The 24795-nt window shown below is 69.3% G+C and carries 22 protein-coding genes and 1 pseudogene; 15 read left to right on the forward strand and 8 right to left on the reverse strand.

Annotated elements, in window-relative coordinates:
* Nucleotides 1-299, reverse strand: a pseudogene (locus ACFV4K_RS11880) (hypothetical protein); the annotation flags it as partial.
* Between the two features lie 145 nt (nt 300-444).
* On the opposite strand from ACFV4K_RS11880, the gene ACFV4K_RS11885 reads away from it, so the two are divergent.
* Genes ACFV4K_RS11885 through ACFV4K_RS11910 form a run of 6 tightly spaced genes read left to right on the forward strand, consistent with a single transcriptional unit; the run spans nt 445 to nt 5656 of the window.
* Complete coding sequence (locus tag ACFV4K_RS11885) at nt 445-1035, forward strand: lipocalin family protein (RefSeq protein ID WP_379274211.1); 591 nt, start codon at nt 445-447, stop codon at nt 1033-1035.
* Nucleotides 1023-2366 (forward strand): NAD(P)/FAD-dependent oxidoreductase, encoded by a 1344-nt coding sequence (locus tag ACFV4K_RS11890; RefSeq protein WP_379274213.1) that lies wholly within the window; start codon nt 1023-1025, stop codon nt 2364-2366. The genes ACFV4K_RS11885 and ACFV4K_RS11890 overlap by 13 nt, the downstream gene beginning before the upstream one ends.
* A complete protein-coding gene (locus ACFV4K_RS11895) occupies nt 2363-3088 on the forward strand; it encodes a DUF1365 domain-containing protein (protein WP_379274215.1) in 726 nt (241 codons plus the stop codon). Before ACFV4K_RS11890 ends, ACFV4K_RS11895 begins: the two co-directional genes overlap by 4 nt.
* On the forward strand, nt 3085-4371 hold the full coding sequence (locus tag ACFV4K_RS11900) for a class I SAM-dependent methyltransferase (protein ID WP_379274216.1): 1287 nt from the start codon (nt 3085-3087) through the stop codon (nt 4369-4371). The genes ACFV4K_RS11895 and ACFV4K_RS11900 overlap by 4 nt, the downstream gene beginning before the upstream one ends.
* Nucleotides 4368-4781, forward strand: a complete 414-nt coding sequence (locus ACFV4K_RS11905; RefSeq protein ID WP_379274217.1) for a hypothetical protein — start codon at nt 4368-4370, stop codon at nt 4779-4781. The genes ACFV4K_RS11900 and ACFV4K_RS11905 overlap by 4 nt, the downstream gene beginning before the upstream one ends.
* Entirely contained in the window at nt 4778-5656 is an 879-nt protein-coding gene (locus ACFV4K_RS11910; protein ID WP_379274218.1) for a MerR family transcriptional regulator, read from the forward strand. Before ACFV4K_RS11905 ends, ACFV4K_RS11910 begins: the two co-directional genes overlap by 4 nt.
* Here the strand turns inward: ACFV4K_RS11910 and ACFV4K_RS11915 are convergent.
* On the reverse strand, nt 5634-6494 hold the full coding sequence (locus ACFV4K_RS11915; RefSeq protein ID WP_379274220.1) for a MerR family transcriptional regulator: 861 nt from the start codon (nt 6492-6494) through the stop codon (nt 5634-5636). The genes ACFV4K_RS11910 and ACFV4K_RS11915 overlap by 23 nt on opposite strands.
* 50 nt (nt 6495-6544) lie before the next feature.
* Between ACFV4K_RS11915 and ACFV4K_RS11920 the strand changes: the two genes are divergently transcribed.
* From ACFV4K_RS11920 to ACFV4K_RS11950, 7 genes are all read left to right on the forward strand, one after another.
* Nucleotides 6545-7993, forward strand: coding sequence for an SDR family oxidoreductase (locus ACFV4K_RS11920; protein ID WP_379274222.1), 1449 nt, complete (start codon nt 6545-6547; stop codon nt 7991-7993).
* A 710-nt stretch (nt 7994-8703) separates the two neighbouring features.
* Nucleotides 8704-11103, forward strand: a complete 2400-nt coding sequence (locus ACFV4K_RS11925) for a heavy metal translocating P-type ATPase (RefSeq protein WP_379274224.1) — start codon at nt 8704-8706, stop codon at nt 11101-11103.
* Nucleotides 11104-11705: 602 nt separating this feature from the next.
* Nucleotides 11706-12107 (forward strand): hypothetical protein, encoded by a 402-nt coding sequence (locus ACFV4K_RS11930; RefSeq protein ID WP_379274226.1) that lies wholly within the window; start codon nt 11706-11708, stop codon nt 12105-12107.
* Between the two features lie 123 nt (nt 12108-12230).
* Complete coding sequence (locus ACFV4K_RS11935) at nt 12231-13337, forward strand: PLP-dependent cysteine synthase family protein (protein ID WP_379274279.1); 1107 nt, start codon at nt 12231-12233, stop codon at nt 13335-13337.
* Nucleotides 13334-14638, forward strand: coding sequence for an MFS transporter (locus ACFV4K_RS11940; RefSeq protein ID WP_379274280.1), 1305 nt, complete (start codon nt 13334-13336; stop codon nt 14636-14638). The genes ACFV4K_RS11935 and ACFV4K_RS11940 overlap by 4 nt, the downstream gene beginning before the upstream one ends.
* 308 nt (nt 14639-14946) lie before the next feature.
* Nucleotides 14947-15522 (forward strand): hypothetical protein, encoded by a 576-nt coding sequence (locus tag ACFV4K_RS11945; protein ID WP_379274228.1) that lies wholly within the window; start codon nt 14947-14949, stop codon nt 15520-15522.
* The gene (locus tag ACFV4K_RS11950) at nt 15519-16262 is read left to right on the forward strand and encodes a cobalt-precorrin-6A reductase (RefSeq protein WP_379274282.1); all 744 of its coding nucleotides are present in this window, start codon (nt 15519-15521) and stop codon (nt 16260-16262) included. Before ACFV4K_RS11945 ends, ACFV4K_RS11950 begins: the two co-directional genes overlap by 4 nt.
* A gap of 25 nt (nt 16263-16287) precedes the next feature.
* On the opposite strand, the gene ACFV4K_RS11955 is transcribed toward ACFV4K_RS11950, so the two are convergent.
* The 4 genes from ACFV4K_RS11955 to ACFV4K_RS11970 form a co-directional block, all read right to left on the reverse strand.
* The gene (locus tag ACFV4K_RS11955) at nt 16288-16833 is read right to left on the reverse strand and encodes a PadR family transcriptional regulator (protein WP_379274230.1); all 546 of its coding nucleotides are present in this window, start codon (nt 16831-16833) and stop codon (nt 16288-16290) included.
* Between the two features lie 54 nt (nt 16834-16887).
* On the reverse strand, nt 16888-18462 hold the full coding sequence (gene cobJ / locus ACFV4K_RS11960) for a precorrin-3B C(17)-methyltransferase (RefSeq protein WP_379274232.1): 1575 nt from the start codon (nt 18460-18462) through the stop codon (nt 16888-16890).
* A complete protein-coding gene (locus ACFV4K_RS11965) occupies nt 18459-19094 on the reverse strand; it encodes a precorrin-8X methylmutase (protein ID WP_379274234.1) in 636 nt (211 codons plus the stop codon). Before ACFV4K_RS11965 ends, cobJ begins: the two co-directional genes overlap by 4 nt.
* Nucleotides 19095-19201: 107 nt before the next feature.
* A complete protein-coding gene (locus ACFV4K_RS11970; RefSeq protein WP_379274236.1) occupies nt 19202-19639 on the reverse strand; it encodes an Lrp/AsnC family transcriptional regulator in 438 nt (145 codons plus the stop codon).
* A 176-nt stretch (nt 19640-19815) separates the two neighbouring features.
* On the opposite strand from ACFV4K_RS11970, the gene ddaH reads away from it, so the two are divergent.
* Nucleotides 19816-20688, forward strand: a complete 873-nt coding sequence (gene ddaH, locus ACFV4K_RS11975; protein WP_379274238.1) for a dimethylargininase — start codon at nt 19816-19818, stop codon at nt 20686-20688.
* Here ddaH and ACFV4K_RS11980 read toward each other — a convergent pair.
* Nucleotides 20657-21271 carry a hypothetical protein gene (locus tag ACFV4K_RS11980; RefSeq protein ID WP_379274240.1) on the reverse strand — a complete coding sequence of 205 codons (615 nt, stop codon included), beginning with the start codon at nt 21269-21271 and terminating at the stop codon, nt 20657-20659. The genes ddaH and ACFV4K_RS11980 overlap by 32 nt on opposite strands.
* A 611-nt stretch (nt 21272-21882) precedes the next feature.
* Between ACFV4K_RS11980 and ACFV4K_RS11985 the strand changes: the two genes are divergently transcribed.
* On the forward strand, nt 21883-23631 hold the full coding sequence (locus ACFV4K_RS11985) for an acyl-CoA dehydrogenase (protein ID WP_379274242.1): 1749 nt from the start codon (nt 21883-21885) through the stop codon (nt 23629-23631).
* Between the two features lie 51 nt (nt 23632-23682).
* Here the strand turns inward: ACFV4K_RS11985 and ACFV4K_RS11990 are convergent, their stop codons facing one another.
* Complete coding sequence (locus ACFV4K_RS11990; protein WP_379274244.1) at nt 23683-24648, reverse strand: AraC family transcriptional regulator; 966 nt, start codon at nt 24646-24648, stop codon at nt 23683-23685.
* Nucleotides 24649-24795 lie beyond the last annotated feature (147 nt).

Consider the following 24795-nt stretch of genomic DNA (forward strand, 5'->3'; position numbering starts at 1 on the left):
TGGGGGGGGGCGCCGGGGGGCGCGCGGCGGGGCGGGGCGGGGGCGCCGGGGGCGGCGGGGGGGCCGCCGGGCGGGGGGCCCCGCACGACCAGGGTGACCGCCGCGCCGATCTCCGTCAGCCCGGTCGCGATGGCCTTGCCGATCCCGGAGTTCGCGCCGGTGACCAGGGCGGTGCGGCCGCGGAGCGCATCGGCGGGGATAGGCGGCCACGACCCGCGCCGGAGTCGGTGACCGAGGCGGCCGTAACCGAGTAGGACCGAGCGGTCCAGGAGGTCGTCGAACACGTGGTGTGCGCTCATGCCGTCGTCCCGCCTTTCGCTCGCGCCGCTGGACGCTCGCAGCCGATTCACACTGATGCATCGTTTTTGCATCGAATGGATGCTAGCATCGAAAGCCTGAAGCCGGGAACAACCGACCGGCCCACGTCCAACCGGCGGAGGAATCATGCACACCAGTCCATTGCGCGGCCGCCGATGGCTGCGCGCCGCGTCCGCGTCCGCGGTCCTGCTCGCCTGCTGGCCGCTCGCCGCCCGGGCGGCCGCCGCGCCTCCGGCGCCGGTGCCGACGCTGGAGGTGTCCCGGTACACCGGAACCTGGCTGCAGCTCGCGGCGATCCCGCAGCCGTTCAATCTCGCCTGCGCCCGCGACACCCAGGCCGACTACACCCCCACATCGGACGGGCTGACCGTGCGGAACTCCTGCACCACCTGGCTCGGCGCCCGCGACGAGATCACCGGCACCGCGCGCATCACCGATCCGGCCACCAACGCGCAACTGGGGGTGAGCTTCAGCGGCGAATCCGATCCGGCGACCAACTACATCGTCACCGCGCTGGATCCCGACTACCGCTGGTCGGTCGTCGTGAACCCGAGCCGCACAGCCGGGTTCGTGCTCTCCCGCACGCCCGCGCCCGACGCCGGGCAGTGGAGCGCCATCCGCGCGGGCATCGACGCGGCAGGCATGGATCCCTGCCTGTTCCTGACCTCGCCGGTGACTGGCGGGTTCGACAGAATCGAGCCGCTGTGCGCGCGCTGACCGGGGCGACCCGCCGCCGCGTCGCGGTGATCGGCAGCGGAGTGTCCGGCCTCACCGCGGCGTGGGTGCTGGCCCGTGACTGCGAAGTGGTGCTGTACGAGGCGGATTCGCGGCTCGGCGGCCATGCCCACACCCATCGGGTGCCCGCGCGCGCGGACGGCTCCGGCGATCACCTCGGCGTGGACTCGGGGTTCATCGTGCACAACGACCGCACCTACCCGACGCTGCTGCGGTTGTTCGGCGAACTGGGTGTGCGCACACAGGAATCCGATATGTCGATGTCGGTGCGCTGCGACGGCTGCGGCCTGGAGTACGCCGGAGCGAAGGGGCCGCGCGGACTGATCCCGGAACCCGCCGCCCTGCTGCGGCGGCCCTATCTGCGCATGCTCGGTGAGATCACCCGCTTCCACCGGCTGGCGCGGGCCGAATTGGCCGCCGGCGCGGAGGAACCGCGCACCCTGGGCGAGTTCCTCGCGGACTGCGCCTTCACGCCCTACTTCACGGCCCATTTCATGGTGCCGCTGGTGGCGGCGGTCTGGTCCTGTCCGCCACAGCTGGCCTTGCGCTATCCGGCGCGCTATCTGTTCACGTTCCTCGACCATCACGGCATGCTCACCGTGTTCGGATCGCCCACCTGGCGCACCGTCACCGGCGGCTCGGCGAGCTATGTGCGGGCCGTGGCCGCCCGCCTGGACGAGGTGCGCGCCGGGGTTCCGGTCCGCTCGGTGCACCGCGGCGCGCATACGGTCGGGGTGCGCGACGACGCCGACGAGGTGGAGTTCTTCGACGCAGCGGTCATCGCCACCCACCCGGAACAGGCACTGCGCCTGCTGGATTCGCCGACCATCGCCGAGTCGCACATCCTCGGCGGGCTGCCCTATACGGCCAATCGGGTGCTGCTGCACACCGATGATTCGGTGCTGCCCCGGCGGTCCGGTGCGCGCGCCTCCTGGAACTATCGGCTGCCGCACTGCGCCGCGACCCCGGAGCGAGTCCAGGTCAGCTACGACCTGACCCGGCTCCAACGCCTGCCCGACGGTCCGGGCGATCGCCGGTTCCTGGCGACCCTCGGCGACGACGGCCGGGTGGCGCCCGAGACCGTGCTCGCGACCATGGACTACGAACACCCCCAGTACACACCCGAATCCATGACCGCGCGTCGTCGGCTAGCCGAAATCGGGGACCACACCGTGGCTTTCGCCGGAGCGTACCACGGCTGGGGATTCCACGAGGACGGCGCGCTGTCCGGCCTGCGCGCCGCCGAACGGATCGGCGGCCGGTGGCACGCGAGCCCATCGACCTCGGCCGCCGCCGTGCGGGAATCGTCATGACCCGGGCGAGGCTGGTGCGCACCGTCATTCACCACACGCGACTGGAACCGGTGCGGCACACCTTCTCCTATCGCAGTTACAGCTGGCTGGTCGACCTGGACGAACTGCCCGCACTGTCGTGGCCGTGGCGTTGGTTCGCGAGCTTCCGTGCTCGCGACCACCTCGGCGACCCCGATGCGACCCTGCGCGCGAACGTGATCGACTACCTGGCCGCCGCCGGGATCGAACTGGGCGAGGGACGCATCCGCATGCTCGCCAACGCCCGAGTACTCGGATACGTCTTCAATCCCCTCACCGTCTACTGGTGTCACGACACGAACGGCACGCTGCGCTGGGTGATCGCCGAGGTCCACAACACCTACGGCCAGCGGCACCGCTACCTGGTGCCCGCGCAGCCGGAAGCGATGGTGGCCAAGGAGTTCTACGTCTCCCCGTTCACTCCGGCCGCCGGCCGGTACCGGCTGCGGGCTCCGGAACCCACGGATCGGGTCCGGGTGTCGATCACGCTGGAAGGAGCCGACGGCCGCGCCGTCTTCGCCGGGACCGTCAGCGGGCAGGTGGTTCCCGCGAACCGGCGCACCCTGGCCCGGGTGCTGGCAGCGCACCCGCTCGAAACGCTGCGGGTGAGCGCCCTCATCCGCTGGCAAGGCCTGCGGCTGTGGCGCCGGGGCCTGCCCATCACTCCCCGCCCGTCCGTTGTCTCCCGGGAGGTCCTGACATGAGACGATCCTCGTTCGCGCCGCCGCCCACCGTCTCCGGCGCGCACCGAATCGCACCGCCGCCGGTGCCGATCGGGGTGCGATCCGCGCTCGGCCGCTCGGTCGTCCTGGCCCTGTTCGAGCGTGCGGCGCAACGCCTTCGGCTGCGGATCGAGCTGCCCGGCGGCGAATGGTGGGGCGGCGCGCTCGACGATCCCGGTGCGCCCCGGCTGGTGCTCCACGATCCCGACGCCTTCGCCCGGCGGATCGCGGTCTCCGGTCTCATCGGGTTCGGCGAGGCGTACATGGCCGGCGAGTGGAGCGCGCCGGATCTGCCCGCGGTGCTGACCGTGCTGGCCGCCGACATCCGCGCCTTGGTACCCAGGCCGCTGCACGTGTTCCGGCCGCTGCTGCTCCCGCGGCACCCGCGGGCCACCAGGGCGACCGCTGAGGGCGCCCGCAGCAACGCGGCCCACCATTACGACCTGTCCAACGACTTCTTCGCGGCCTTCCTGGACGAGACCCTGACCTATTCGGCGGCGCTGTTCGAACGCCTGGAACCAGCACCGACCTGGGGCGATCTCGCCGCGGCGCAGCATCGCAAGATCGATCGGCTGCTGGACGACGCCGGGGTCGGGCCGGGCAGCACCGTGCTCGAAATCGGCACCGGCTGGGGCGAATTGGCGCTGCGGGCGGCACGCCGGGGCGCGACGGTCCGGTCGCTCACCCTGTCCTCCGAACAGCAGCGTCACGCCCGGCAGCGGATCGCGGCCGCCGGGCTGACCGATCGGGTATCGATCGAGCTGCTCGACTACCGTCGCGTCGACGGACGCTACGACGCCGTCGTCTCGGTGGAGATGATCGAAGCGGTCGGATACGACTACCTGCCCGGCTACCTGGCCACCCTCGAACGGGTACTCGCACCCGGCGGCCGCATCGCCCTGCAGGTCATCACCATGCCCCACGACCGTCTGCGGGCCGCGCGCCGAACGCACACCTGGATCCAGGAGTACATCTTCCCGGGCGGATTCCTGCCCTCGGAAACCCTGCTGGCCCAGCTTCTTTCGGCGCACACCGGGCTGCGGATCACGCATCGCCGCAGTCTGGGCCACCACTACGAACATACGCTGCGACTGTGGCTGGATCGATTCACCGCCACCGCCGACCACATCGCCGAGCTGGGATTCGACGAGGTCTTCCAGCGGATGTGGCGGTTGTACCTGGCCTACTCCGAGGCCGGATTCCGTTCGGACTACCTCGATGTCGTACACCTCGTGCTCTGCGAGCGGGACGGCGGCGCACGATGAATCCGGCCACTCCCACCCGGATCCTCGGCGCGGCGACGGCCGCCTACGGTCTCGCCGTCGCCCTGCGGCCCGAGATCCTGTTGCGGCCCACGGGTTTGGGCACCGGTCTCGAATCGGAGCCGAGAGCCGCGGCACGGCTGATCGCCCTGCGCGACCTGGCCTCGGGCCTGGCGATGGTGGTGACCTCCGATCCGCGGGCGCGGCGCACCGCGATCGCCGTGCGCGTCGCTTCGGACGCGGCCGACACCCTGGTGTTCGCCCATGCCCTGCGCGGACAGCCGGAACGAGTGAAAACGCTGGCGGTGACCAGCGGTTGGGGAGTGCTGTGTGCGGCCGGTGCGCTCCACGAATGGCGTCGTGGCCGTGGGCAGCGCCACCGGATCGCGGCGCACGATGCGGTGCGGACGTGACGTCCGGGCCGGGCGGGACGCAGCCGGGTGCGGTGGCCGAGTTCACCGTGGGCGCGGTCGCGCGGCGGGTGGGTGTTCCCGTGGCGACCCTGCGCAGCTGGAATCGGCGTTACGGCATCGGCCCGCAGCGGCATCGGCCCGGGGAGCACCGGTACTACACCTCGACGGACCTGGCGATGGTCACCCGCATGGTCGAGTTGGTGCGCGCCGGCGCGAGTCCCGGCAGTGCCGCGCGGGCCGCTCGGGCCGTCGCCGAACCCGCCCCACGACGCGGCGACGTCACGTCGGTGCTGGCCGCGGCGGAGAGCATGGAGGTGGCCCGGTTGCTGACGCTGCTGTCGGCCCACGTGGCCCATCACGGGGTGAACGACACCTGGAATCTGTTGTGCCGCCCCGCCTTCGCGGAGATCGTCGATCGTCAGCGCCGCGGCGAGGGCTATATCGAGGTCGAGCACCTGCTGTCCTGGGCGTCCACGACGAGCCTGCACCGTGCGGTTCCGGCGGTGGCGGACGCGGTGGGGGAGCCGCGAATCGTATTGGCCTGCACCGCCGGAGAACAGCATGTGCTGCCGCTCGAAGTCCTGCGCGCGGCCCTGGCCGAGCGCGGAACCGCGGCGCTCCTGCTCGGTGCGTCGGTTCCGCCGGAGGCACTCGAGCGCGCTCTGTCCCGGCGGGACCGCCCGGCCGCGGTGGTGCTGTGGTCGCAATCGCCGGGCACCGCGTCGCTCGAATCGCTCCGGGTGGCCGCCGCCGGGGCCGGGTCGGTGTTCGTCGCCGGGCCGGGCTGGGAACACACCGGCAGCGAGACCGGAGACGCGCGATTGCGCTCGTTGGAGGAGGCGCTCGATGCGCTTATTGCGCCGCGGACGCGCTGAGCAGTTCGACCGCTTCGGTGAGGTCGGCGAGCCGCCGGGCGGATTCGGGCAGGATGAGGGTGTCCCAGCCGGGACCGCCCACATAGACCCTCGCCTGGGCGTCGGCACAGGCGCGGATCGCGGAGGTGAGGGCCGTCGCCTCTTGTTGCGACCACAGCACCACCGTGGCGGGCGCCGGGACGCGGGCCAGCGTGTCGGCCAGGGCCGGGGTCGGGACATCCGGCCCGAGCATGCGCGCCCCCACCTCTCGTTCGGCGAGCGCCGCGCGCAGCACTTCCAATGGCAGGGAATGGGTTTCACCGCCGGTGCAGGCGAGGATCAGCGGCGCGGACATGCGGGCGGTGGCCGGCGGCACGGTCCGGTGCAGGGCCGCGATGATGCCCCACGACAGCAGATGTTCCACATCCACGCAGCCCTCGCCCGCGAGCTGGCGGCCGACGATGTTCGCGAAGGCGGGACGGCACAATCCATCCCAGGTGTCGATCACCCCGTACAGGCGCAGATGCTTCTCGAGCAGATCGCAGACCACATCGGTGTCGAGATCGAAGGCCGCCGATACCAGCGCGGCCGCATCACCGAAGGACAGGGCGGAACCGCGGGCGGTCGCCGCCGCGCCGGCCGGCGTGGATCCGGCGCGGATCAGATCGACCATCCGCGTCAGCAGCGCGATATCGCCTTCGGTGTAGAGCCGGTGGCGGCCGGGTCGATCCTGGGCGGGGCCGATGCCGTAGCGGCGATTCCAGCTGCGCAGGGTCGCGGTCGGGATGCCGAGCCGTTCGGCCGCCGCGCGAACCGAGAAACCGGTCTGTTCGGGGGCGGATATCGGGCGGTGCGACATGCCTTGATTGTGCCTGTTCATGATCGGAAGGAGTGATTACGGTGCGGTGTGTGGTGTTCGGAGCCACCGGTTATATCGGTGGCCGGCTGGTGCCGGAACTGCTCGCGGCCGGGCACAGCGTGCGCGTCCTCGCCCGTGACGTCGGCAAACTCGACGACGTACCCTGGCGGGATCGCGTGGACGTGGCACACGGCGACGTGACCCGCCCCGACGATGTAGGCAGCGCCCTGGCCGGGCAGGACGTCCTCTACTACCTGGTGCATTCCTTGGCGCGCACCGATTTCGAGCATGTCGATCGCGAAGCGGCCCGCACGGTCGCCACCGCGGCGGACCGCGCGGGACTGCGGCGGATCGTCTATCTGGGCGGCATCACGCCCGCCGATCAAGAGCTGTCACGCCATCTCGCGTCGCGCGCCGAGGTCGGCGAGATCCTGGTGCGGGCGGCGACGCCCACGGTGGTGCTGCGGGCCGCCGTCATCATCGGTTCGGGCTCCGCGAGTTTCGAGATGCTGCGCTATCTCACCGAACGCCTGCCGGTCATGGTGACCCCGCGCTGGGTACGCAACCGCATCCAGCCCATCGCGGTGCGCGACGTGCTCTACTACCTGGTCGCCGCCGCGGGTCTACCGGACGACGTGAACGACGCCTTCGACATCGGCGGCCCCGACGTGCTCACCTACCTCGGCATGATGCGCGGCTACGCCGCCGTCGCCGAGCTGCCCCGCCGACTGATCGTGCCGGTCCCGGTCCTCACACCGTGGCTGTCGGCGCAGTGGGTGAACCTGGTGACCCCGGTGCCCCGCGCGATCGCCGTGCCGCTGATGGAATCGCTGGTCAACGACGTGATCTGCGCCGACCACCGGATCGCCACGGTCATCGCCGACCCACCGGGCGGGCCGACACCGTATCGCCGCGCGGTGGCCCTCGCCTTGCAGCGGGTCCGCACTCTGGACGTGCCCACCCGCTGGTCGGACGCGAATCCGCCCCACGCCCCGGCCAATCCACTGCCCACCGACCCCGAATGGTCCGGCGGCTCGATGTATTGCGATGTGCGAGAACAGGAAACGTCCGCCACCCCGGAAGCGGTGTGGTCGGTGCTGGAGGCGATCGGCGGCGCCAACGGCTGGTACTCCTTCCCACCCGCCTGGGCGCTACGCGGCTGGATCGACCGCCTGATGGGCGGCGCCGGCCTACGCCGAGGCCGCCGCGATCCCCACCGGCTCCGCGAAGGCGACGCCCTGGATTGGTGGCGCGTCGAACGCCTCGAACGTGGCCACCGAATCCTGCTCCGCGCGGAAATGCGCGTCCCCGGCCGCGCCTGGCTCGAACTATCGGTCTCCCCGGCCCCCGCAGGCGGCGCGCACTACCACCAGCGCGCCCTGTTCGAACCCCACGGCCTCGCCGGCCACCTCTACTGGCACGCCATCGCCCCGTTCCACGCCCTGATCTTCGGCGGCATGGTCCGCAATATCACCGGCGCGGCACAGCGAACACGATGAGCACCCGATCACCGCACCGGCCGCCGTTTCCCGAGCGGAGGACTACTTCGGTGGGGAAAGGACGGAATTCGACAAGTGACCATGCCGACTAGGTCTGGGCGAGTGCACGATTGGGACATCCGAGTGGCGCGAGGTTTGGATTCGGGCACCTCGATGACCAGGCTGGATGGGTTCCGGTGGTCGTGGAGAAAGGTGTCGGACAGGGGAATCCGTGTCCTGCCTGAGCCATCCAAAGTAAAACATCAGTACGTCAACGGTAGGGCTACGAGCTGGAATCCGAGGGTTACCGGATTCGGATGTAGCTCTCGCACATCGGCCGAGGGTGGGGCGCCCGCGCCAGTGCGAATCCTTGCTCCGCTTTGCTTTCCGCGGCCCTGGATGGTGGACGGTCGATGAGGTCCGGCAGGCTCCGACGCCCAGCCGATGGGTCTTTGGGCCTGTGGGGATAGGCCTCGAGGACTCTGGTGACGGCAGTGCGCGCGGGGCGATGGTAGGAGGGTGGACCGGGGCCGCCGACCTCCGGGGTCCGCGCAGGCCTGCGCACGATGGATCACGACCCCGCCCGGACGTCGGTGACGCAGCCGTGCGAATGCATTCGCAATTGCGGATTTCACTGCGCGGGTCAGTCGGTGCCCGCCCACCCGTGTGGTCCGATGGCCGAGCCGGATCCACCCGGGCCCAGCGGTACGACAAGTAAGGGAACGGATCGAATGGACCACGAACACGGACACAGCACCGCTGTCCTGGATGTCAGCGGGGTGCAGTGGGCGAGCGAGCAGAACGTCGTGTCCGCGGTGCTGGGGCGCCGGCCCGGCGTGCTCGAGGTCGAAGCCAATCCGGTCGCGCAGACCGCGACCGTGGTCTATGACCCCGACCGGACGTCGGTGGCCGAGTTGAGTGACTGGATCCGTGACTGCGGCTACCACTGCGCGGGGCAATCGGTGCCCCATCACCTGTGCGATCCGATGCTCGAACCCGACGGCGCGACGCCGGTCGAACGCACCGCGCCCACCACCGCACCGGCGCTGCCCACCCGTCCCGCCGAGGCCGAGCAGCTGCCGACGCCGGCGCAGGCGATGGGGCACGGCGGGCACGAGGGCATGTCGATGGCGGCGATGGCCGCTGATATGCGCAACAGATTCCTGGTGGCGCTGGTGTTTTCGATCCCGATCATGCTGTGGTCCCCGATGGGGACACAGGTGTTCGGGCGGGAGCTGCCGGTGCCGTTCGGGTTGCGGCAGGACGTATTCGCGCTGCTGTTGAGCCTGCCGGTGATCTTCTACTCGTCGCGCATCTTCTTCGAGGGCGCGCTGCGGGCGCTACGGGCGCGCACGCTGGACATGATGGTGCTGGTCGCGGTCGCGATCGGGGCGGGCTGGGGGTACTCGCTGGTCATCACGCTGACCGGCGGCGGAGACGTGTTCTACGAGGCCGCGACGGTGCTGGCGTCATTCGTGCTGCTCGGGCACTGGTTCGAGATGCGGGCCCGCGGCGGTGCGAACGACGCCATCCGAACCCTGCTCGACCTGGCACCGCCGAAAGCCGTGGTGGTGCGCGAGGACGGCGAGGTCGAGATCCCGACAGCCGAGGTGGTGGTCGGGGATGTGCTGCTGGTGCGACCCGGTGTGAAGATCGCCGTCGACGGTGTCGTCATCGACGGTGACAGCGAAATCGACGAGTCGATGGTCACCGGCGAAAGCCTGCCCGTGCACAAGGCGGTCGGCTCGCCGGTGATCGGGGCGACCATCAACGCCAACGGCACCCTGCGCGTGCGGGCGACCAAGGTCGGCGCGGACACTGCGCTGGCGCAGATCGTGAAACTTGTTCAGCAGGCACAGAATTCGAAGGCGCCAGGGCAGAAGCTGGCCGACCGGGCGGCATTCTGGCTGGTGTTCGTCGCGTTGATCGGCGGCGGGCTGACGTTGGCGGCGTGGCTGGTGTTGTCGGATCGCCCGGTCAGCGCGGCGATTCTGTTCGCGATCACCGTCGTGGTGGTCACCTGCCCGGACGCGCTGGGTTTGGCGACCCCGACCGCGATCATGGTCGGCACCGGGCTCGGCGCGAAACGCGGTGTGCTGTTCAAGAACGCGATCGCACTCGAGACGTCGGCGCGCATCGAGGTGGTGGTGATGGACAAGACCGGCACCCTCACCAAGGGCGAACCCGAGGTCACCGACATCATCATCGCGCCCGGGCACACCGAATCCGAGGTACTGCACCTGGTGGCAGCGGTCGAACGCGAGTCCGAGCACCCGCTGGCCGCCGCGATCGTGCGCCACGCGGCATCGATCGGTGTGAACGACACGACCGCAACGCGATTCGAGAACGTGCCGGGGCACGGCACGATCGCCACCGTCTCCGGGCACAGGGTCGTGGTCGGCAACCGGCGTCTGCTCGACCGTGAGGCGATCGGTGTGGGTGAGCTCTCGGCCGACCGTGACCGGCTGGCCGCCACCGGGCACACCGCCGTGCTGGCCGCGGTCGACGGGACCGCGGTCGCGGTGATCGCGATCGCGGACGCGCCGCGGGAGACCTCGGCCGCCGCGGTCGCGGCGCTGCACGATCTCGGTGTCGAGGTGGTCATGCTGACCGGGGACAATCAGGCCACCGCCGAGCGCATCGCGGCGAACCTGGGGATCGATACCGTCATCGCCGAGGTCCTGCCCGGCGACAAAGCCGCGAAAATCGCTGCGCTGCAACACGATGGCCGCAGCGTCGCCATGGTCGGCGACGGCGTCAACGACGCGCCGGCGCTGGCGCAGGCCGATCTGGGTATCGCCATCGGCGCCGGCACCGACGTGGCGATCGAAACCGCCGATGTGGTGCTGATGCGGTCGGACCCCCTCGATGTGCCCACCGCGCTGCGGATCGGGCGCGGCACGGTGGGCAAGATGCGGCAGAACCTGGCCTGGGCGGTCGGATACAACGCCATCGCGCTGCCGATCGCCGCCGGTGTGTTCGAGCCCGCCTTCGGGCTCACCCTGCGCCCGGAGATCGCGGCACTGTCGATGTCGGGCTCGAGCCTCATCGTCGCTGTCAACGCGGTCTCACTCGAGCGGCTGTACCTGCCCGCACCGGCCGCCCAGCCGAATGCAGTCGACGAGAGTTGATGATCACGTGCGGTTCGTATTTCCAGCCGAGCAGGTAGATCGTGAGCGGGGTGCCGTACACCGGCGAACAAGTGCCGAGGGCCGTGCCGCGAGAACCCGAAGACATCGCGATTACCGACCGAAGTGCCTGCCGTCCCCGCGACCGCGTGCGCAAGGATCGGGATGAGCAACAATGGGTTCGTGCGCGATATGCGCTCCTCCCTGGAGAGACTCAGGACCGACTACGTCGGCGTAAAATGCGTGGTGCAGGTGCCGAGGCGGGGTATTTCGGTGCTCTTGTCGGCTCCATGGTCGATCACACGACTCCAGCCCCGACCGTACAGGGCCAGTAGGTCTTTCCGAACGGTTCGGGTCAACGGTTCGTGGGAGGAGGCTTCGGCGGTGAGTCAGGAAGGTTGCGGACGCGGCGCGCGTCATGGTGCCTCCAGTGGCGGCGGGGATATGCCGAACGCGACCGTGCCGGTCGGCAAAGGCCGCGATCGTCGAATCCGCCGGGCCCGGACTCCTCGCCTGGACGGACGCGATCAGTGATGAGCGTTGCTGGAGTGTGGTCGCGGGTGAAGCCAATCGGTAGGTCGCGGTCTGCTGGCTTGGTGTTGGCGATGCTTGCCGCAGCGCTGCTCATGGCGCCTTTGGTGCACTGCTCGATACCCGGCATCGCCGGCCGGTCCGATGGGCCCGCTTCCCACTCCCACACGACCTCAACCCAGATCACCGAGTTGGTGGCCTCGGCGGTGGATCGTCCCGCACATGCCATCATCGATGCCGGTGATCGCCCGGATGCGCCGCACGCCGTCCATTGCGTCATCACGCACGCGGTACCGGCAGCTGTCGCGAGTGGGGTGCCGTTGCTGCTGCTGTTGAGTGTGCTGGCCGTAGCCGTGGTCGTCGCGGCAGCGGTGTACCAGGCGGGTTCCGGGGGAGTTCGAGGTCCGCCTGTCGCGGGTGTGCCCATCGTCAGCGGCAGAGTTCTGCTGACGCATCTCTGTATCGCTCGACGCTGATCGGTCAGCGCCAGGCCGGCGAGTGATGTCCTTCTGCCGGCCGGTGTTCGCTGTCCGCACGTCTCTGCGCCCTTCGGGGTCTCGATACAGAAAGCGTCAGTCATGGACAACACTGTGTTCGGCATGCGTGCCGATGTTTCTCCGGCGCTGATGGCCGCGCCGGGCCCGGCCCTGCACCCGGACGCGCTGGTCGGCAACACCCCTGTGTTGCGGGTCGGTGCACCGCTGGCACCGGAGGGCAGAGGGTTCTGGGCCAAGCTCGAGGGATGCAACCCGGGCGGGATAAAGGACCGGCCCGCGCTGCACATGGTGCGGCGCGCGAGGCAACGCGGTGATCTGGCACCCGGTGCGCGGATCATCGAATCCACCAGCGGCACCTTGGGTTTGGGCCTTTCACTGGCCGGGTTGGTGTACGGGCATCCGGTCACCGTGGTGACCGATCCGAGTCTGGAGCCGGTCGTGGCGAGGATGCTCGCCGCGTACGGGACGCGGATCGACCTGGTGACCGAGGCGCATGCCAGCGGTGGTTGGCAGCAGGCCCGGAACGAGCGAGTCGTCGAGTTGCTCGACCGTGAGCCCGATGCGTGGTGCCCGGACCAGTACAACAACCCGGACAACGTCGATAGCTACGGATCGCTGGCGCTCGAGCTGATCGAACAGGTCGGGTGGATCGATGTGCTGGTGTGCGCGGTCGGCACCGGCGGTCATTCGGCCGGAGCGGCGAGGGTGCTGCGCCGGTTCAACCCGGACCTGAAGCTGATCGGGGTGGACACCGTGTCATCGACGATCTTCGGACAGCCCGCCGGTCCACGACTGATGCGAGGCCTCGGTTCGAGCATCTACCCACGCAATGTCGATTACGACGCCTTCGACGAAATCCATTGGGTCGCGCCATCGGAAGCGGTGTGGGCGTGCCGCACGCTGGCGGCCACTCATCACGCGAGCGGCGGCTGGAGCGTGGGCGCGGTCGCGCTGGTGGCGGGGTGGGCCGCCCGGATCCACGACCCGGACATCCGGATCGCGGCGGTGTTTCCCGACAGCCCGCAACGCTACTTCGACACCATTTACAACGACACCTATTGCGCGGAGTGGGGTTTGCTCTCCGCCGATCCGCCGACCGAACCGGACACGATCGACCACCCGGCCGAGAAGGTCGTCCGAACCTGGACCCGCTGCGCCACCGTCATCGATCCCGGAGATCTCGCCCGTGACAGGCGGCGGTCGTGGTGACGGTCGTCGCGAAGTTCCGTGGCTTCGATCTCCCCGCCCGGCTGCTGATGGTCAACCAGTTCGGCATCAACCTCGGCTTCTACATGCTGATGCCGTATCTGGCCGGATATCTGGCCGGGCCGCTGGGCTTGGCGGCGTGGGCGGTCGGGCTCGTCCTGGGTGTGCGGAACTTCTCCCAGCAAGGCATGTTCCTGCTGGGCGGCACGCTCGCCGACCGGCTCGGCTACAAACCGCTGATCGTCGGCGGATGCCTGCTGCGCACCGGCGGTTTCGCGCTCCTGGTGTTCGCGACAACTCTGCCGGGGTTGCTGATCGCCTCGGCCGCGACAGGTTTCGCCGGAGCGTTGTTCAACCCGGCGGTGCGGGCCTACCTCGCCGCCGACGCCGGCGAACGACGGGTCGAGGCGTTCGCGTTGTTCAACGTTTTCTACCAGGCGGGCATCCTGGCCGGGCCACTGGTGGGACTTGCCTTGATGGCGTGGGACTTTCGAATCACGGCGGGTTCGGCGGCGGCCGTGTTCGCGGCGTTGACCGTGGCGCAACTATTGGCGCTCCCGGCCCACCGCGCCGAGACGGCCACACCGAGGACGTCGGTGCTCCAGGACTGGCGCACGGTGGCCGCCAATCGTCGATTCGTGGCCTTCGCCGCCGCGATGATCGGCTCCTACGTGCTGTCGTTCCAGGTGTATCTGGCGCTGCCCCTGCAAGCCGGATATATCGACCGGGCACGGGCGCAGGCGATCACCTCGGCGGTGTTCGTGATCTCCGGTGTCGTCGCAGTGGCCGGTCAGCTGCGCATCACCTCATGGTTGCGAACCCGGTGGCCGACCGGGCGCTGCCTGGTCATCGGCATGAGTCTGCTGGCGGCATCGTTCCTGCCCCTGATGATCGTGCCCACACCGCGGCGGTTCGGCACGACCGTCGCGATCGCCGCACTGCTGGCGACGGCGGTGCTGCTGGCGATCGGAACCGCGGCGGTGTTCCCGTTCGAGATGGACACGGTCGTATCCCTGGCCGACGGGCGGCTGGTAGCCACCCATTACGGCTTTTACAGCACCGTGGTGGGCATCGGGATTCTCCTCGGCAACCTCGGCACCGGCGCGCTGGTGGGCGCCGCCCGCGCCGCCGGAGTCGACTGGGCGGTATGGGTCGGGCTCACCACGATCGGCGCGTTCGCCGCGCTGGCCCTGCACCGGCTCGACCGGTCCCAGCCCGGGCAGGCGGCCACCGCGGGCACCGATCATCCGAACACCGCGATCGGCCGTGAACCGCATCAGATCAAACCCCCGGCATCGCGGTAGATGCCATCGGACCCTCATTCCCGAGCGGAGGTGTACTTCGGTTGGGAAAGGACGGAATTCGACCGGTGACGACGGGGACTAGGTCTGGGCGAGTGCGCAATTGGGCCATTCGAGTAGTACGAGGTTTGGATTCGGGCACTTCAGTGACCAGGCTGGATGGGTTCCTGCGGCCGTGGACAAAGATGGCGGACAGCGGAATCCGTGTCCTGCCTGAGCCATCCAAACTGAAACATCACTACGTCAACGGTAGGGTTACGAGCTGGAATCCGAGGGTTGTCGGATTCGGATGTAGCTCTATTAGGAGATCGATGAAGTACACAAAGTTCGTGGCTACCGCATTCGTCGCCGCGGCCGCGACCGGCATTGCCGCGGGCACCGGATACGCCGTTCCGCTCGACCAGGCTCCGGTGGTGGAGCAGGCCGCGTCGCCGCTGCACGGCACCCAGCAGGGCGTCGGATACGACGTCGTGGTGAGCGATGCCAACGACATCGTCACCAAGGTGACCGGCGGGCAGTTCAGCCTGGACGCCACCGGGCAGACGGTTTTCCTGAAGAACCAGGCCGGGGACGTCGTCACCCAGGTGCCGCTGACCGGCACGCTGGCGGGCAAGCGGTACGGGCTGACCGCGGCCATCGACACCACCGGCACCGAGCTGACGCTGACCTCGGTGTCGGCGCCGCTGGCCACCGCCAAGGACATCGACTCGCAGGGTGACTTCTTCGGGCAGCTGCAGCACGCGGCGCTGGGCGGGATCATCGGCGGCATCCTGGGCGCGTTCCTGTTCGGGATCGGCGCGATCCCGGGCGCGATCATCGGGCTGCTGGTCGTCGGCGGGCAGCCGCTGATCGATTCCGGATCGGCCTACTTCAGCGGGCAGCCCTGAAAACGCTGATCCTCGGCGGCACCCGGGAAGCCCGGGAACTCGCCGACATCGCGTCCGGCGAGCGGGGATTCGAGATCGTGTCCTCGCTCGCCGGGCGGGTGCGCGCGCCCGTCCTGCCGGTCGGCGAGGTGCGAGTGGGCGGATTCGGGGGTGTCGAGGGGCTGCGGGAGTGGCTGTCCGGCAACGGCATCGAGGTCGTGGTGGACGCCACCCATCCGTTCGCGGGCGGGATCACCGCCAATGCCGCGGTCGCGGCGGCGTCGCTCGGACTGCCGGTGCTGCATGTGCGGCGGCCGGGCTGGATCGAGCGGTGCGGGGACCGGTGGGTGCGGGTGCCGGATCTGGAGTTGGCGGCGGAAGCCGCCGCGGCGCTGGGTAAACGAGTGTTTCTGACCATCGGCCGCCAGGGTGTGGCCGCCTTCGAGCACTCCGACGAGTGGTTCCTGATCCGGGCGATCGACCCGCCCGAGGGTGCGGTGCCCGCGCGGCACGAATTGCTGCTCGCCCGTGGGCCTTTCAGCGTCGAGGACGAGATCGCACTGCTCGTCGAACGGCGCATCGACGTCCTGGTGACCAAGGACAGCGGGGGCGCGCTCACCGAGGCCAAGCTGACCGCCGCCCGGGAACTGGGCCTGGCGGTCGTGATGATCGACCGGCCGCCGCTGCCCGAAGGTACGCGGCAGGTGGAAACCGTTGCGGCCGCGTGGGATTGGCTGTGCGCCCGGCGCGACGAAGCGTAGCGGGATCGGCCGGGCGCGGATCCGGTCAGGACAGGCGGCTGGTGCGGTCCAACAGCTCCGGCAGGCGGTCGAACCATTCCAGGACGGCACGCTCGTAGCGGATGCCGAAATCCAGTGTGGCCCGCTCGTAGGGCGACATCCGCTGCTCGTCGTGGCCGGACAGGTAGCCCGACAGCCGCTGTTCGTGGATGGTGCGGTTGGCGGCCACGATGCGTTCCAGGCGGGCGGCGTCCACGAACTCCCCGAACGACAGGGTCAGCAGCAGCGGCACCCGGATGGTCTCCGCGCCCGGATCGCGGGCGATCCACTCGGCGAAGGCCTCCCGGCCGGCCTCGGTGATCCGGTACGGCGTGCGGTCGCGGGCGCCCGACGCGCCCTTCTCGACCAGGCCGAGGCCGTGCATGGTGGCCAGCTCGCGGTACACCTGGCTCTGGGTGATGGTCCAGAAGTCGCCGATGCGGTCCTGGGCCAGCGCCACCAGATCCCACCCGGACATCTCGCCCTGGTGCAGGAATCCGAGTAGGGACGCGGCCGTCGAGTTGAGCGGGCGTCGAGCGTGATCTTCTGGCACCGGCACTCCTTCCGCAGCCTACGTTCTACATAGGAATATTACGGGGCCGGGCGTTCAGGCCTCGTAGCGACGCGACGTGAACACGCGCGGCCCGCCCGCCGCCTCGAACACCGTGGTCGTGGACGCGCCCACGATCAGCAGCGTGCGCATGTCCACGACGGCGGGATCCAGCTCGCCCAGCGTCACCACCCGCACCGACTCGGTCGGGCCGCCCACATCGCGGCCGACCACCACCGGCGTCTCCGGCTTACGGTGCTCGAGCACCAGATCCCGCATGGCCGCCACCTGCCAGGTGCGCTGCGACGATGCCGGGTTGTAGACCGCGAACGCCATATCCGCCGAGGCCACCGCCGAAATCCGTTGCGCCACCGTCTCCCACGGCTTGAGGCGATCCGAGAGCGAGATCATGGCGAAATCGTGGCCCAGCGGCGCGCCCAGCCGGCTCGCCACCGCGCTCGCGGCGGTCACGCCGGGCAGCACCCGCACCGGCACCTCGCGCCACTGCGGATCCGCCGACTCCTCGATCACCGCCGCGGCCATGGCGAACACGCCGGGATCCCCGGACGACACCACCACGACCTTCGCGCCCTGCTTGGCCATGTCCAAAGCCATTCCGGCGCGCTCGGATTCGACGCGATTGTCACTGGCGTGCCGCCGCTGACCCGGTCGGACCGGCACGCGGTTCACGTAGGTGGTGTAGCCGACGATGTCGGTCGCCTCGGCCAGTGCGCGCGACACCTCCGGCGTGGTCCAGGCCTCGTCGCCCGGCCCCAGCCCGATGACGACCACTTCGCCGACCGATGCGGGAACTGCTTCCGCGGGAGCCGTGCTCGACGCGCCGGTGGAAGCTGCTTCCGCCACAACTGATTCCGAGCCGTCCCGCGCGGCGGATTCGGTCAGGGTGAGGCGCGTCTGCGGGGTGGGGCCCGGAACCACCGCGATCGCGAAGTACGGGACGCTCGACTCGTCGACGTCGGCGGCGCGCAGCACGCGCTGCCGGTCGGAGCTGGCGCGCTCGACGTAGTAGGCGTCGTCGAGGCGGCCGGAGTCGGCGAGGGCGCGGCGCACACCGGGGTAGGTGCGGCCGAGCTTCATGATCGCGGCGGCGTCGGTCTCGCGCAGGCGGCGGGTCAGCTCCTCGGGCGGCAGCGTGCCCGGCAGCACGGTGAGGACCTGCTTCTCCTCCACCAGCGGGGTGCCCAGGGCCGCGGAGGCGGCGCTGACCGAGGTGACGCCGGGGATGATCTCGGTGTCGAACCGGTCGGCCAGGCGGCGGTGCATGTGCTGGAACGAGCTGTAGAACAGCGGGTCACCGGCGGCGAGCAGCGCGACGGTGCGGCCCGCCGCGAGGTGCTCGGCCAGGCGGGCGGCGGCGGACTCGTAGAACTCGTCGATCGCGCCCTGATAGCCGCCGGGGTGGTCGGTGGTCTCGGTGGTCACCGGGTAGATCAGGTGCTCCTCGAGCTGGCCTTCGCGCATGTAGGGGGCGGCGATGGCGCGCGAGATGCTGCGCCCGTGCCGGGCGCTGTGGAAGGCGATGACGTCGGCCTCGCCGATCACCCGGGCGGCCTTGACCGTCACCAGTTCCGGATCGCCGGGTCCGAGCCCGACACCCCAGAGCTTGCTCATTCTTGTTCGCTCGCAATCGCATTGAGGGCGGCGGCGGTGATGGCACTGCCGCCGCGCCGGCCCCGCACGGTCAGGAATTCGACGCCGCCGTATTCGACCAGCGCCTCCTTGGATTCCGCGGCCCCGATGAACCCGACCGGGATGCCGAGCACCGCGGCGGGGCGGGGCGCGCCCGCGTCGATCATGTCGAGCAGGTGGAACAGCGCGGTCGGCGCATTGCCGACGGCCACCACCGCGCCGTCGAGGCGGTCGCTCCAGAGTTCCAGGGCCGCAGCCGATCTGGTGTTGTCCATGCGCGCGGCCAGGTCCGGGACGCGCGGGTCGTCGAGCAGGCACAGCACGTCGTTGTCGGCGGGCAGCCGCGTGCGGGTGACACCGGACGCGACCATCTTGGCGTCGCACAGGATCGGCGCGCCGGACCGCAGCGCGGCCCGCGCCTTGGCCACCACATCGGTGCTGAATTCCACGTCGCCCGCCAGATCCACTTGCCCGCAGGCGTGGATCATGCGCACCACCACCTGTGACACGTCCGCCGGGAACCGGGCCAGATCGGCCTCGGCCCGGATGGTCGCGAACGAGCGCCGATAGATCTCGGCCCCGTCTTTGAGGTAGCTGGCACGCACGTCGGACATGCGCTCCACCATAGATTTCGCCGCCGGAGCGGCGCTGGGCGGGTAGTGCGCCCGGCCACAGTGGACGGTCCACAGTGCGCGCGGCCGGTGCTTTCCGGCTGGCCGGGTCAGGTGCGGGGGCGTTCGAGCAGGCGGGACATGACGATATTGCTGCGGGTGCGCCCGACGCGGGCGTTCTCACGGATGCGTTCGACGGTGGCCTCGATCTCGGCCATGTCGGTGGCCATCACGTGGACCAGTGCGTCGGCCTCGCCCGCGATAGTCCACACACCGACGACCTGGGGAATCGGTTCGAGACCGCGGCGCAGCTCGGCGGGGGAGATGTTGTCGCGGTAGAAGACCTCGACGTACGCCTCGGTGCGCCAGCCCAGGGCGGCCGGGTTCACCACGGCGGTGAAGCCGGTGATCTGGCCCGCGGCGACCAGCTTGTCGACGCGGCGTTTGACCGCGGGGGCGGACAGGCCGATGACCGCGCCGATGTCCTGGAACGAGGCGCGTGCGTTCTTCAGCAGGTGGGCCAGGATCCGGCGGTCGAGATCGTCCACGGTCACTCCCTTCGCGGGATGCGCGCACGTCCGGCGCAATGATGCACACGCATCGTTCAGACGCAATGAATCGCTGCTCGAGGCGTAATCAACGCAACGATTCGCTATTCCTGACACAACGGTACGCCACTTACCTTCGTGTCAGACCCGTCCGCGCCGCTTCCGAGGGAGTCCCGTTGACGTCCGTAGCCACGCTGCCCGCCCGCGATCCCGCCGCCCGCCGGCCCGTGCCCCGCCGCTACCTCATGTGCCGCCCCGACCACTTCGACGTCACCTATGCCATCAATCCGTGGATGGACACCGCCGACCCGGTGAACCGGACCCGCGCCCTGGCCCAGTGGGAGGCGCTGCGCGTCGCTTACGAGGGGCGCGGGCACCGCGTCGACGTCATCGAACCGGTCGCGGGGCTGCCGGACATGGTGTTCGCCGCCAATGGGGGACTGGCCATCGGGGAGCGGGCGCTCTCGGCCCGCTTCGCCAATCCCGAACGCGCGCAGGAAGGTCCGGCCTACCACGGCTGGATGGCCGCCCAATGCTTCACGAGCGTGGCCCGCGCCCGCGAAACCAACGAGGGCGAAGGCGATTTCGCCATCGCGCCCGACCGCATCCTCGCCGGGACCGGGTTCCGCAGCGCCCGCGGCGCGCACCAGGAGGTGGCGGAGTACTTCGGATTGCCGGTCGTCTCACTGGATCTGGTGGATCCGCGCTTCTACCACCTCGATACCGCGCTCATGGTCCTCGACGACACCATCGCCTACTACCCGGCCGCCTTCAGCGGAACCAGCGCGCGGCTGCTCGCGAGCCTGTACCCCGACGCGATCATCGCCACCGAGGCCGACGCGAATGTGCTGGGCCTCAACGGCGTCTGCGACGGCTACCACGTGTTCCTCAGCGACAGAGCCGTCGACCTGGCCGCGCAATTGCGGGCGCGCGGCTACGAACCGGTCGGGATCGACCTGTCGGAGCTGCTCAAGTCGGGCGGCAGCGTCAAGTGCTGCACCATGGAATGGCACTCGGTCAGAACGGCAGTCGCGTCCGAAACGGACTGACCTGCGGATCGCGCAGCGGATGGGCCAGGATCAGGAAGCGCAGCAGCATGATCGCGCCGCTGATCTGCAACGCCGCCAACGGGATCTCGCCGATGATCGCCGTGCCCAGCGACAGCCAGAAATCCCCGGCGTTCGCGGTGACGATGTCGAACCAGGCGTCCACCATCAGCAGGATGCCGGTGCCGAACGCCGGGAGCAGCAACACCACGCGCCGCTTCCAGCCCAGGTAGGCGGTGGTCGCCATCATCAGCACGAGCACGATGTCGAACCCGATCCAGGCCAGTGGCCAGTTGCGGGCGTGATACTCCGCCGGCAGCGAGAACCCCAGGTACACGATCCACGGGATCAGCCCCAGACAGCCGCCGACCATGAGCGCCAGCCGCACCCGCCGATGCAGCCGGACCAACTCCGGGCGAGGCAGCACCCGCTCTGGCGGCGGCTGCAATCGCCGGATCAGTTCGCGACGCTCCTCATCGGACATCGCCAGGATCTCCTGATCACTGAGCTTCGCGATGGTCATGGCCGCCTCCAGCATCCGATGGTCGTCGCAGCGCGGATAACCCCACTGTGCACCAGCAACCACGCCGCGTGCACCCCGCACCCGTCACCGACCGGTCGGGCCCGTCCGCGCGGCGGTCGGCGATGGAATCGAGTAGTCCGCCACCCAGTATTCCCGCCGATGCGCTACCCGTTCCCGGTGCCGGAGGCACGGGAAAGCGCTGAACCGTCGTCGGTGACTGGAATCAGGGCGTGCCGCTTCGCGACACACGGTGATGGTTCACTGCGAACTTTCAGACAATCTGTGTAACACTACAATTCGTGACTCTCGCGCCGAAGACGGCACTGTGGCAACGAATCACGCGAGCGGCTGTGGCCCGCTACCGTGGTTCAGCTGCCGCATTCAACTCCCGGCCTGCTCACGCGAATCTCTCTCCCGCGCAACACCGTGATCCGGTCGGGCGCGCGTGTCCTCCCGAGCCTTCCTCAGCCCACAGCGCTGGATATCGCGTGAAGGTGAGTGGTGCGTCGAACTTCTGACAGGTAATCGCCCGGCTCTCTAGTTCCGGACCCTCACGGTGCCCGCGTAATCACGCAGCAACACCGGGTACCGGCGCGTCCGAGTGCGGCGATGGCTTCTATGCCCTCGGCGGATCAGTTGCCGACGGGATCGATTTAATGAGTAGGAGAAGGATCATGCATAACGAGCAGACCCCCTTGGCCGGAGCTCTCCGCCACGGCAGCCTCGAATTCGACCGGCATTTGCAGAAGATCCTGAACAATCCGGCCTACTTCGTCACCGAGGCCCAGAGCCAGGAGCAACGCAGGCAGAACGCCTACGACCAGCTGCACAACCTGGTCGCGGAGGTCGGCAGCACCCGCGACATCGCCACCGACCTACCGCGACTGTTCGCCGTCTTCGACTGGTCGGCGGTGCTGGCGACGGATCTGATCCCGCTGATCTCCGGGCACTACAACCTGGCCTCGGGCAGCCTGTCCACCCTCACCGATTCCGATTCGGCCGCACCGTATCTGCAGGATCTCGACAACGGCTCGAGCGTCGGGGTCATGTTGCTGACCGAATACGGGTGCGGGTCCAACATCCAGTTCATGCAGACCCGCGCGACCTGGGACGGCGACGGGTTCGTCATCGACACCCCGAACCCGCGGGCCCGCAAGTTCATGCCCAGCGTCGGCATCCCCGTGGCACGCGTCTGCGTGGTCGGCGCGCGCTTCATCGACGCCGCCGGCGTCGATCACGGCGTGCACCTGTTCGCGGCACGACTACGCGGCCCCGACGGCGCCCCCGCACCCGGTGTGACCATCACCCAGCTCGACCATCAGCCGCTGGTCATCATGGACAACTCCGTCATCGCGTTCGACAAACTGAAGGTCGACCGCGGCGCCTGGCTGAGCAACGACCTCGCCACCATCGACGACCAGGGCGTGCTGACCTGGCGCGACGAGGACAGCCGCAAGCGGTCGTTCGCCTCGGCGATCAGTCAGCTCACGGTCGGTCGCCTCGCGCTCGCGTCCTGCCTCAACGCCACCGCCCGCGCCTCGCTCTACATCGCTCTGCGCTACGCCGCCAAACGGGTGGTGCCGCTGACCCCTTCGGACACCCCGTACATGGTCGAGCTGCCGCACGTGCGCGACACCCTGCTCACCGACCTGGCCGGCACCATCGCCCGGACGCTCTACGGCAACACGGTCAAGACCTCGCTGGCCAACGCCGACCTCACCAGCCGCGACACGGTCGTGGCGGTGATGCTGGCCAAGCACTACATCCAATTGCACGCCCTGGACACGGTGACCCACGCCAGAATTCGGATGGGCGCCCAGGGCATGTTCAGCGCCAATCGCGTGGCCGACTACCTCGGCGTCTGCCACGCGGCCATCACCGGCGAGGGCGATTGCCACGTCCTGGGCTCGGTGGCCGGTCGCGTCCTGGCCAAACACCTGGCCGGAAAGCCGGTACCCGAAGTCGTTCTGCACGATGTCACCGACCAAGCCGACCGCCTGAGCCTGTTCAGCGCTCGCACCTTGACGATCGTGGAGGAAACCCAGCAGTATCTGACGACGCCCGGACTCGAGGGGCGCCTGGCGGTCATTCCCGAGGCGCTCGCCCTCGCCGAGGCCTACTCGGCCGAGGAAGCCTTCCAGGTGCTCCACCGATTCGCCGATCACCCCGAGATCGCCGCCGTGCGTGACGTCTTCGCGCTGAACTACCTCGAGCAGCACGCCGTCTGGTACCTCACCCACGGATTGCTCGACCTCGCCGCGGTCGACACCATCAAACAGCGACTCCGCCTGGCCATCGACACCCTCGCCGAGCACCTCCCGGCCTTGCTGGACGCGTTCGGTTTCGACGATGAAATTCTGGCGGCGCCAGTGCTTTCCGACGATCTGCCCACCGCCTGGGAAACCCGCTGCCACGATCGGTGACGATCCTGACACGGACGCCGGCCGGGCTCACCCGCGAGCCTGGCCGGCGGCTCAGATCGAGCCGCGCGGCCGTAGCCGACCGGGTGGCACGCCGAATCGGTCGCGGCAGGCCTTGGTGAAGACCGACAAGGCGACGAATCCACTGTCGTAAGCGATATCCGCGATCGTACGACCGGCGTTCCGGCGGTCGGCCAGCCGTTTCGCGGCCCGTTCGACGCGGGTCGCGAGCAGGTAGCTGTGCGGTGACGTACCGAAATCGCGCATTGCCCGCTCGAGTTGGCGCCGGGTGATGCCGAGGTGCTCGGCCACCGCATCCACGGTGAGTCGCGGATCATCCGAACATCGTTGAATGTACAGACGCGCATCCCGGGAAATAGCCGCGAACTTCGTGTCCTCCGGGGCTCGGCGTTCGTCGAGGGCGCCGGCGAGCAGGCCCGTCCAATGCGTGCTGATTCGCAGGAACTGGCTGGGCGTCATGGAGTCGCCGTGGCGGGAGAGTTGTTCGGTCAGCGCGAGCACGGAACCCAGCAACGGGTCATGCGTATCGAGCGCCAGAAACGAGCGGCCGCCAGGGGCTTCGGGCAGCCGCAGCGCGTCGGCGGGGATATTGAGGATCCAACCCCGCACCTGGTCGGCATGCGAGAGCACCATGCGCCGTCCCCAATCGACCACACCCATCTGACCGGGTCGCAATGTCACCCGCGTGCCGTGCTGCTCGATGTCGAGGGGTCCGCTCCGGGCGATGAGCAGCCGAGCGCTGCGGTCACCATCGGCATCGATGTCGGCGGTGGTGCGCTCGTACGAAATCCCGGTCGATTCGAAGGCGACATTCTGGAAGTCGCCGAGCCGATAGCTCGCCAGACGTTGAACCCGCAGTGCGCCATGGAAGTTCGGCCAATCGGAGAATTCGACCCGCGCCCCGCCCTGGTTCGCCGACACCTGCTCACGCCAGTATCCAGGCCGGTCATGCTTGGACAACTCCGTTGTAGCGTCGCTCACCACGACGAGCTCGGACACCGGCGACCCCTTCTTCCGTCGCGAATCCGGAAGCGGGTCGTCGCGAATCCGGTGGAACAGAATCTATACGCGCACATAGTCTTTGGCCGAGCCTCCGGTCGATGGCGCAGTCGTCGACGACCGGGAACGCCGCTCGCGGTCGACGAG

The organism is Nocardia sp. NPDC059764 (genome assembly GCF_042732555.1).
Taxonomy (GTDB): Bacteria; Actinomycetota; Actinomycetes; order Mycobacteriales; family Mycobacteriaceae; genus Nocardia.